General features: G+C 70.1%; 7 protein-coding genes and 1 pseudogene. 4 read left to right on the forward strand and 4 right to left on the reverse strand.

Going from position 1 to position 9,158, the window contains the following annotated elements; genetic code table 11:
- A pseudogene (locus QM638_RS22955) lies at nt 1-962 on the forward strand (hypothetical protein); the annotation flags it as partial.
- 60 nt (nt 963-1,022) lie between these two features.
- On the opposite strand, the gene QM638_RS22960 reads toward QM638_RS22955, so the two are convergent.
- Nucleotides 1,023-2,075 (reverse strand): alpha/beta hydrolase, encoded by a 1,053-nt coding sequence (locus QM638_RS22960; protein ID WP_415145997.1) that lies wholly within the window; start codon nt 2,073-2,075, stop codon nt 1,023-1,025.
- A 135-nt stretch (nt 2,076-2,210) separates the two neighbouring features.
- On the opposite strand from QM638_RS22960, the gene QM638_RS22965 reads away from it, so the two are divergent.
- The 3 genes from QM638_RS22965 to QM638_RS22975 all read left to right on the forward strand — a co-directional run bounded on the left by QM638_RS22965 (nt 2,211) and on the right by QM638_RS22975 (nt 6,176).
- Nucleotides 2,211-4,418, forward strand: a complete 2,208-nt coding sequence (locus tag QM638_RS22965) for an RNA degradosome polyphosphate kinase (RefSeq protein ID WP_415145998.1) — start codon at nt 2,211-2,213, stop codon at nt 4,416-4,418.
- A gap of 122 nt (nt 4,419-4,540) precedes the next feature.
- Entirely contained in the window at nt 4,541-5,158 is a 618-nt protein-coding gene (locus tag QM638_RS22970; RefSeq protein WP_415146000.1) for a DUF47 domain-containing protein, read from the forward strand.
- Nucleotides 5,159-5,162: 4 nt separating this feature from the next.
- On the forward strand, nt 5,163-6,176 hold the full coding sequence (locus QM638_RS22975) for an inorganic phosphate transporter (protein WP_415146002.1): 1,014 nt from the start codon (nt 5,163-5,165) through the stop codon (nt 6,174-6,176).
- Between the two features lie 47 nt (nt 6,177-6,223).
- Here QM638_RS22975 and pstB read toward each other — a convergent pair whose 3' ends face one another.
- From pstB to pstC, 3 genes are read right to left on the reverse strand one after another with little or no spacing between them, the layout of a single operon-like run.
- Nucleotides 6,224-7,003, reverse strand: a complete 780-nt coding sequence (pstB, locus tag QM638_RS22980) for a phosphate ABC transporter ATP-binding protein PstB (RefSeq protein WP_415146004.1) — start codon at nt 7,001-7,003, stop codon at nt 6,224-6,226.
- 15 nt (nt 7,004-7,018) lie between these two features.
- On the reverse strand, nt 7,019-8,095 hold the full coding sequence (gene pstA, locus QM638_RS22985) for a phosphate ABC transporter permease PstA (protein ID WP_415146006.1): 1,077 nt from the start codon (nt 8,093-8,095) through the stop codon (nt 7,019-7,021).
- The gene (pstC, locus tag QM638_RS22990) at nt 8,092-9,051 is read right to left on the reverse strand and encodes a phosphate ABC transporter permease subunit PstC (protein ID WP_415146008.1); all 960 of its coding nucleotides are present in this window, start codon (nt 9,049-9,051) and stop codon (nt 8,092-8,094) included. The genes pstA and pstC overlap by 4 nt, the downstream gene beginning before the upstream one ends.
- Nucleotides 9,052-9,158: the final 107 nt, after the last annotated feature.

The raw sequence follows: 9,158 nt of genomic DNA on the forward strand, positions 1-9,158 counted from the left end.
AGGCCCGGCTGGCCGAGCAGGCCCACGCGGCACGCCAGGCCGCCGAGGAGACCGCGCGGGAGGCGGCCGAGACCCGGGCCGCGGCGGAGCAGACGGCGCGCGATGCGCACCAGACCGCCGAGCAGGCGATCGCCGAGCGAATGGCCGCCGAGCGTCGTACCGCCGAGGCGCTGCAGGCGATGACCAAGGCCCGTGAGGCGGCCGCGGAGAGCCACCGGCTGCGCGCCGAGGCCGAGGAGGCGCTGGCCGCCAACGTCATCAACCGGCAGGCCGTCGAGGCCTCGATCCGGCACAACGCCGAACTGGTGGAGCACGCGCTCGCCGAGCGCCTGGTGGCCGAGCGACGGGCCGCCGAGCTCGCCGAGGAGCTCGTCACGCTGCGCTCGGGGGTCGCCGCGGCGCTCAAGGCCAAGGGGTCGAAGAAGTCGGTGCAGGCCCTGGAGGCGATGCTGGCCGCGGCCAGCACGACGACCACAACGACCACGACGACCACGACGGCGTCGGCCGCGACACCGGCCGCCGATCCCCTGCCGAGCTCGGGAGCCACCCGGCCCGCTCCGGCTCCGAGTCGCACGGCGTGGACGGTCGGGCGGCGACTCGAGGCGACCGACCCGGGCCGCTCCGCCGGGTCGGCGGACACGTCCGGCCCGCGCCCGACCTCGGACCGGGCCCCCGATCAGACCCCGGACGAGAACGGGGAGGTGCGTTCCTTCGGCACTGCCCCGGAGGCCACCGTGACCGTGTCGGCCGAGGGCATCGTGGAGATCCGGCACGGCGAGGACGACTACGTCTACGACCTCTACGACCTCGGTGTCGAGGTCGTCCTGCGCGGCGACCCCGACTCGCCCGACTGGCGCGCCGAGCTCGGCGGCCGGGACGGCGTCATCGTGGAGTCCGCCGATGTCGACGCGCCGGCGTTCCATCGCGAGGTGCTGCGCTGGCGCCCGGACGCGGCGCGCTGAGCGCTCGACCGCACCGGCCCGGCACGACGTCCACCCACGCCGACCCGGCTCAGGACCGGCTCAGCACCGTGGCGCCGCCAGCTCGCGCAGCGCCTCGGCGATCTCGGTGGTCGCGGCGCGGGCCGAGTGGCCGGCGCCGAGCACGTTGACGAAGCCGTGGATCTGGTCCGCGAAGCGCCGCGTCCGCACCGGCACCCCGGCCTCCGCCAACCGTCGGGCATAGGCCTCCCCCTCGTCGCGCAGCGGGTCGAACCCGGCGGTGGCGACGTAGGCCGGCGCGGTGCCGGCCGGGATCTCGGTCCGCAGCGGTGCCAGCCGCGGATCGCACGGATCGGTGTCGGGTGCCAGGTAGTGCGAGCCGCAGATCTCGATCGCCTCGGCGGTCAGGAAGAAGCCGTCGGCGAAGAGCTTGCGTGACTCGGTGACCTCGTTCATCTGGGTCACCGGGTAGATCAGCAGCTGGAAGGCGCACCGCTCTCCGGCGGCCAGCGCCACCTCGGCGGCCAGGTTGCCGCCCGCGGAGTCGCCGCCGACGCCGATCCGGTCGGGGTCGGCGCCGAGCCCCTCGGCATGCTCTCGCGCCCAGTCGAACGCCACCAGCGCGTCGTCGTACGCGGCGGGGAACTTCGCCTCCGGCGCCAACCGATAGGCGACCGAGAGCACCCGGACCCCTGCCGTCTCGGCCAGCATCCTGGCCGGAGCGTCGTGACTGTCCAGGTCACCGAGGTAGAAGCCGCCGCCATGGAAGAAGACCACCAGCGGCGCCGGGGTCGCGACCTCGGCCGAGGGCAGGTAGAGCCGACCCCTGCCGAACGGCAGCTCGACGGTCCGGATGCCGCCGATCGGCAGCGACCCGCCGGCCAGGCGGCACCGCTCGACCAGGCCGGCGCGGGCCGCCGGGACCGGCCCGCTCCACCCGTCGTCCTGACCGGTGAGCCGCATCAGCCGCAACATCAGCTGGGTGTCGGGAGCCAGGGTGAGGCCGTCGATGGTGACCGGTCGCCCGGCCAGACGGCGTTGGAGGGTGCTGGGCAGGTTCAGGGCGGTGAGGAAGGCCAGCCGCTCGACCTGGTAGCGCACCGGACGGAGGGCTCGCTTCAGAGTGGTCGTCACGCTCACGAGGACAAACCTACTCCGGGGTAACCGAGCCCGGTCACCTCCCTTCGCTGACCGCCTCCGTCGACCGCCTCCGCCGACCGCCTCCGCCGATGACACCCGGCGTTCACCCGACGGTGCCACACTTGGTCAATGGCCCTCGACAGCGCTCCCACGCAGCCGGAGGACACCGTCCGCAGCCTGGCGGCGATCCCCGACCAACCCTTCGACGTCGAACCGGAGTACGTCCCCGACCACGAGGCGCTGGCCGCGGTGGAGAAGTTCGAGGACCGGTTCCTGGATCGCGAGCTGTCCTGGCTGAGGTTCAACCAGCGGGTGCTGGAGCTGGCCGAGGACTCCAGCCTGCCGCTGCTGGAGCGGGTGCGGTTCCTGGCGATCTTCACCTCCAACCTGGACGAGTTCTTCATGGTCCGGGTGGCCGGCCTGAAACGCCGGATCGCCGCCGGCGTCGCCGTCCGCGCCGCCTCCGGCCTGATGCCCCGCGAGGTGCTGGAGCAGATCTGGCGGGCCACCCGGGAGCTGTCCGAGCGGCAGGCCACCGTCTTCCACGGTGAGATCGTGCCGGAGCTCAACCGGGCCGGGATCGAGCTGCTGCGCTGGGAGGACCTGACCGAGATCGAGGTCAAGTACTGCAAGAAGCTCTTCAAGGAGCGCGTCTTCCCGGTGCTGACCCCGCTCGCGGTCGACCCGGCACACCCCTTCCCGTACATCTCCGGGCTCTCGCTCAACCTCGCCGTCGTGATCCGCCACCCGAAGACCGGCAAGGAGCACTTCGCCCGGGTCAAGGTGCCGCCGATCTTCACTCGGTTCATCCCGCTGGGCAATGATCGGTTCGTGCCGCTGGAGGCGGTGATGCGCGAGCGGCTCTCGAAGCTGTTCCCCGGCATGGAGATCCTCGAGGTGCACGCCTTCCGGGTGACCCGCAACGAGGACCTGGAGGTCGAGGAGGACGACGCCGAGAGCCTGCTGACCGCGCTGGAGAAGGAGCTGCTGCGCCGTCGCTTCGGGCCGCCGGTCCGGCTCGAGGTGGAGGAGTCGATCTCGCAGGCGGTGCTCGATCTGTTGATCTCCGAGCTCGACATCTCCTCCGCCGAGGTGTTCCGCCTGCCCGGGCCACTGGACATGCGCGGCCTGCACGGCATCGCCGACCTGGACCGGGCCGAGCTGAAGTACCCGGCGTTCGTGCCGACCACCCACCGTCGGCTGGCGGAGGTGGAGTCGGCGGCACCGGTCGACGTGTTCAAGGCGGCGCGACGCACCGACGTCCTGCTGCATCATCCGTACGACTCCTTCGCCACCTCGGTGCAGCGGTTCATCGAGCAGGCCGCCGCCGACCCGCAGGTGCTGGCGATCAAGCAGACCCTCTACCGCACCTCCGGCGACAGCCCGATCATCGACGCCCTGGTCGACGCGGCCGAGGCCGGCAAACAGGTGCTGGTACTGGTCGAGATCAAGGCCCGGTTCGACGAGGAGGCGAACATCCGGTGGGCACGCAAGCTGGAACAGGCCGGCTGCCACGTGGTGTACGGACTGGTCGGGCTCAAGACGCACTGCAAGCTCGCCCTGGCGGTCCGCGACGAGCCGGACGGGATCCGGCGCTACACCCACATCGGGACCGGCAACTACAACCCGAAGACGTCCCGGCTCTATGAGGACATGGGGCTGATCACCACCAACGACGCGATCGGCGAGGACGTCGCGCACCTGTTCAACAACCTGTCGGGATGGAGCCGGCAGGCCGAGTACGCCGAACTGCTGGTCGCGCCGGACAACGTCCGCTCCGGGCTGATCGAGCAGATCCACGGCGAGATCGCCCACCACCTCGCCGGGCGACCCGCGCGGATCCGGCTGAAGGCGAACTCGGTGGTCGACGAGGCCATCATCGACGCCCTCTACCTGGCCTCGCAGGCCGGCGTGCCGGTGCAGCTGCTGGTCCGCGGCATCTGCGCGCTCCGGCCGGGCGTGCCGGGGCTGTCGGAGACGATCGAGGTGCGCTCGGTGCTCGGCCGGTTCCTGGAGCACTCCCGGATCTTCTGGTTCCAGAACGGTGCGGAACGGGTCTCCGCGACCGACGCGGACGGACAGGGGCCGGTCGCCTGGATCGGGTCGGCGGACCTGATGCACCGCAACCTCGACCGCCGGGTGGAGACACTGGTCCGACTGCCGCGACCCGAGCTGGTGGCGCAGGTCGACGATCTGCTCGACCTGGCCTTCCAGCCCACCACGATGGCCTGGCAGCTCGGCCCGGACAGCGTCTGGTCGCGCAACGACGGCACCGTCCACCTGCAGGAGCAGCTCATCGAGAAGCACCGCCGCTGGCGTCGTACGCCGACGGCGTGACCGGCCCGCGGGCCCGGTCGCGAGACGTCGGGCGCCGACTTCGCCGGTCTGCGTTACGCCGACGGGGTCGGGCTCCCCTAGCATGAGGTGCGGTTCCGCCACTTCATGCCAGGAGAACTCCCGTGCATTTCCGATTTCGCCCGGTCGACACGTCGTTCTACGACCTGTTCACCGAGTCGGCCGGCCACCTCGTGGACGGCGCAGGGCTGCTCGCCGAGATGCTCGGTGAGGCCGCCGACCACGACGACGTGGCCCGTCGGATGCGTGCGGCCGAGCACGCCGCCGACGAGACGACCCACTCGATCGTCAAGAAGGTGAACTCGACCTTCGTCACCCCGTTCGACCGCGAGGACATCTACTCGCTGGGCTCCTCGCTCGACGACGTGATGGACTCGATGGACGAGGTCGTCGACCAGATCCTGGTCTACGAGGTCAAGGTGCTGCCGGGCGAGCTCTCCGACCAGGTCGAGGTGCTGCAGCGCTGCGCCGAGCTCACCGCGGAGGCGATGCCGAAGCTGCAGTCGATGCGCCAGCTCGAGGAGTACTGGATCGAGATCAACCGGCTGGAGAACCAGGGCGACAAGAACCACCGCCGGATCCTGGCCAAGCTCTTCTCCGGAGAGTTCAAGGCGATGGAGGTCCTCAAGCTGAAGGACATCGTGGAGTCCCTCGAGGACGCGATCGACGGGTTCGAGCGGGTGGCGAACATCGTCGAGCAGATCGCGGTCAAGGAATCCTGACCCCGTGGACCTCGCGATCGTCATCGCGGTGGTGGCCGTTGCCCTCGCCTTCGACTACACCAACGGCTTCCACGATGCCGCGAACGCCATCGCGACCTCCGTCTCGACCCAGGCGCTCACCCCGCGGGTCGCGCTCACCCTGGCCGCGGTGATGAACTTCGTCGGGGCGCTGCTGGGTCAGGAGGTCGCCCACACCGTCAGCGAGGTCCTCTCCCTCGACACGGCCGACACCAAGCATGCGCTGGTGATCATCCTGGCGGCCCTGCTGGGCGCGATCGTGTGGAACCTGATCACCTGGTACTTCGGGCTGCCCTCGTCCTCGTCGCACGCGCTCATCGGCGCACTGGTCGGCTCCGGACTGACGGCCGGGTCGACGTACGCCTCGATCCACTGGGACACGATCCTGGACAAGGTGATCGTGCCGATGGTCGCCTCGCCGGTGGTCGGGTTCGTGCTCGCCTTCGGCCTGATGCTGGCGATCATGTGGATCTTCCGCCGCCGCAACCCGCACCGGGTCTATCGCGGCTTCCGACTGGTCCAGACCGTCTCCGCCGCGGCCCTGGCGCTGGGCCACGGCCTGCAGGACGCCCAGAAGACGATGGGCGTGATCTTCCTGGCCCTGATCGCCTCCGGTCACGCGGACGCCGATGACGGACTGCCGCTGTGGGTGATCATCTGCGCCGCCTCCGCGATCTCGCTGGGCACCTACTCCGGCGGCTGGCGCATCATGCGCACCCTGGGCCGGAAGATCATCCACCTCGACCCGGCTCGCGGCTTCAGCGCCGAGGCGGTGGGCGCGGCGGTGCTCTACACCACCGCGTTCGTGTGGCACGCACCGATCTCGACCACCCACACCATCACCTCGGCGATCATGGGCGCGGGCGCCACCAAGCGCTTCTCCGCGGTCCGGTGGGGCGTCGCCGGCAACATCGTCGCCGGCTGGGTGCTCACCTTCCCGGCCGCCGGCCTGGCCGCCGCCCTGGTCTACTGGGTGCTGCGGCCGATCCTCGGAGTCTGAGCCCCGCTGAGCCTGGACGGGCAGGATGGCCGAGCCCGTGTCACGACTCAGCCGAAGCGACCCGAGATGTACGCCTCGGTGTCCGGGTTGTCCGGGTTGGTGAACATCTGCTTGGTCGGGTTGAACTCGACCAGGTGACCGGGCCTGCCGGCCGCCTGCAGGTTGAAGAACCCGGTGTCGTCGGAGACCCGGGCTGCCTGCTGCATGTTGTGGGTCACGATCACGATCGTGTACGACGCCTTCAGCTCGTGGATCAGGTCCTCGATCGCGGCGGTCGAGATCGGGTCGAGCGCCGAGCACGGCTCGTCCATCAACAGCACCTCGGGCTCCACGGCGATCGCCCGCGCGATGCACAGCCGTTGCTGCTGACCGCCGGAGAGCCCCATCCCGGGCCGGCCGAGCCGGTCCTTCACCTCGGTCCACAGGTTCGCCCCGCGCAGCGAGCTCTCCACGATGTCGTCGGCGGTCGCCTTCGAGATCCGCCTGGAGTTGAGCCGGTTGCCGGCCAACACGTTGTCGTAGATCGACATCGTCGGGAACGGATTGGGTCGCTGGAAGACCATCCCGATCCGGCGGCGGACCTCGACCGGGTCCACCGAAGGGTCGTAGAGGGACTGCCCGTCGACCACGATCTTCCCCTCGACACGGGCGCCGGGGATCACCTCGTGCATCCGGTTGAGGGTGCGCAGGAAGGTCGACTTGCCGCAGCCGGACGGTCCGATGAAGGCGGTGACCGCCCTCGCCTTGATCGTCATCGAGACGGACTCGACGGCCTTGAAGTCGCCGTAGTAGATCGAGACGTCGCTGACGTCGATGCTCTTGGCCATGGTGTGTGACTCCCTCTAGCGCCCGGTCTTGGGGGCGAAGATCTTTCCAACGATGCGGGCGGCGAGATTGAGGATCATGACGATGACGATGAGGATCAGCGCTGCTCCCCAGGCGTACTTCCGGTCATCGACGGTCCCGTTGTACTCGTTCATGATGTAGACCGGCAACGTGGTCATGCGTCCGGAGAACAGGTTGGTGTTGACCACGTCGACGCTGCCCACCGCGACCAGCAGCGGCGCGGTCTCGCCGACCACCCGGCTGACCGCGAGCACGACGCCGGTCACGATGCCGCCGAAGGCGGTGGGCAGCACGACCTTGAGGATCGTGCGCCACTTCGGCACCCCGAGGGCGTACGACGCCTCGCGGAGGTCGCTCGGCACCAGCCGCATCATCTCCTCGGCGCCGCGGACGACGGTCGGGATCATCAGCAGCGACAGCGCGATCGATCCCATCAGCCCGATCCGGGTCCCGGGGTTGCCGGTCAGCACGGTGAACAGAGCCACCGCGAAGAGCCCGGCGACGATGGAGGGGATGCCGGTCATCACGTCCACCAGGACGGTGATCGCCCGTCCGATCCAGCGCTTCCCGGCGTACTCCACCAGGTAGATGGCGGTCATCAGGCCGATCGGCACCGAGATCACGATGGCGCCGAGGGTCACCAACCCGGTGCCGATGATGGCGTGCTTGACGCCGGCGCCGGAGACCATCTTGAACGTCTTGGGGTCCAGGCCGCTGGTCATGTCGCTGGTCAGGAAGTGCCACGAGATCGCCGGGATGCCCTCCGCGAAGGTCTTGACCAGCACCCACACCAGCGGGACCAGGGTGATCAGCAGGGTGACCCAGACCAGACAGGTCACCAGCCGGTCGGTGGCGGCCCGGCGGCCCTCGGTGGCCGCCGACCAGACTGGCAGCCCGATCACGGTGAACACCGCGGCGAAGACCGGCACGGCCACCCACGACCAGCCCAGCACCAGGCTGAGCAGCGCGGCCAGGGCGAGCGCGGCCAGGATCACCAGCGCGGGCGCGAACCGCGGCAGTCGCACCCCGGAGAACGACCCGACCAGCGCGGGCTCGTCGACGCTCAGACTCATGCCAGCTTCCTCTCCTGACGGCCGACGACCGCCCGCGCGATGAAGTTCACCGCGAAGGTGAACACGAACAGCACCAGGCCGGTGGCGAGCAGCACCACCTGCTGGTCGACGTTCTCGCCCTGGAAGTTCTGCGCGATGTTCGAGGCGATCGTCGGCGGGCTGTCCGCGGTGAGCATCTTGATGGTGACCAGGGGGTTCTCCGCGCCGAGCACGAAGGTGACGGCCATCGTCTCACCGAGCGCCCGGCCCAGGCCCAACATGACCCCCGCGATCAGCCCGGAGCGCGCATAGGGGAAGACCGCGTAGCGGATCATCTCCCAGCGAGTCGCGCCCAGGGCCAGCGCCGCCTCCTCGTTGAGGCGCGGGGTCTGGGCGAACACCTCTCGGGCGATGGCGGTGGTGATCGGGATGATCATCACCGCCAGCACCATCGCCGCGATCAGCACGCTGCGTCCGGACGCCGACACGGTGCCGCTGAAGAACGGGATCCAGCCGAGATGATCGTTGAGCCAGGCGGTCACCGGCTTCATCGCCTGGGCGAAGCTGCGCAGGCCCCACAGGCCGAAGACGACCGAGGGGATCGCCGCCAGCAGGTCGATCACGTAGGCGACCGGGGTGGCCAGCCACCGGGGCGCATAGTGCGAGATGAACAACGCCAGCGCCACCGAGAAGGGCACCGCGAAGCACATCGCGACCACCGAGACCCACACCGTGCCGAAGAGCAGCTTGGCGGCGTAGAGGGCGAAGTTGCCGGCGTTCGGATACAGCGAGGGGTCGACATTGAGCCCCTGGCTGCCCCGGATGGCGAGGAAGACGAAGACGGCCGCCAGCGCCACCATGATGGTGATGCCGGCCAGCAGGGCGAGTCCGGAGAAGGCTCGGTCGCCTCGGCCGAAGCGCTGCTTCGAGGCGATCGGCGGTGCCTTGCCCTCTGGATCGGTGCTCACAGTGCTCACAGGGTCACTCCAAGATGAGGGGCCGCGGGGGGGGGGGCCGGGCCCGGGCCCCCCCCCCCGGGGGGGGGCGCACAACCCCCCCGGGGGGGGGGGGAGGCCCGGGGTGG

The sequence above is a fragment of the Nocardioides sp. genome (assembly GCF_047606145.1).
Classification (GTDB): Bacteria; Actinomycetota; Actinomycetes; order Propionibacteriales; family Nocardioidaceae; genus Nocardioides.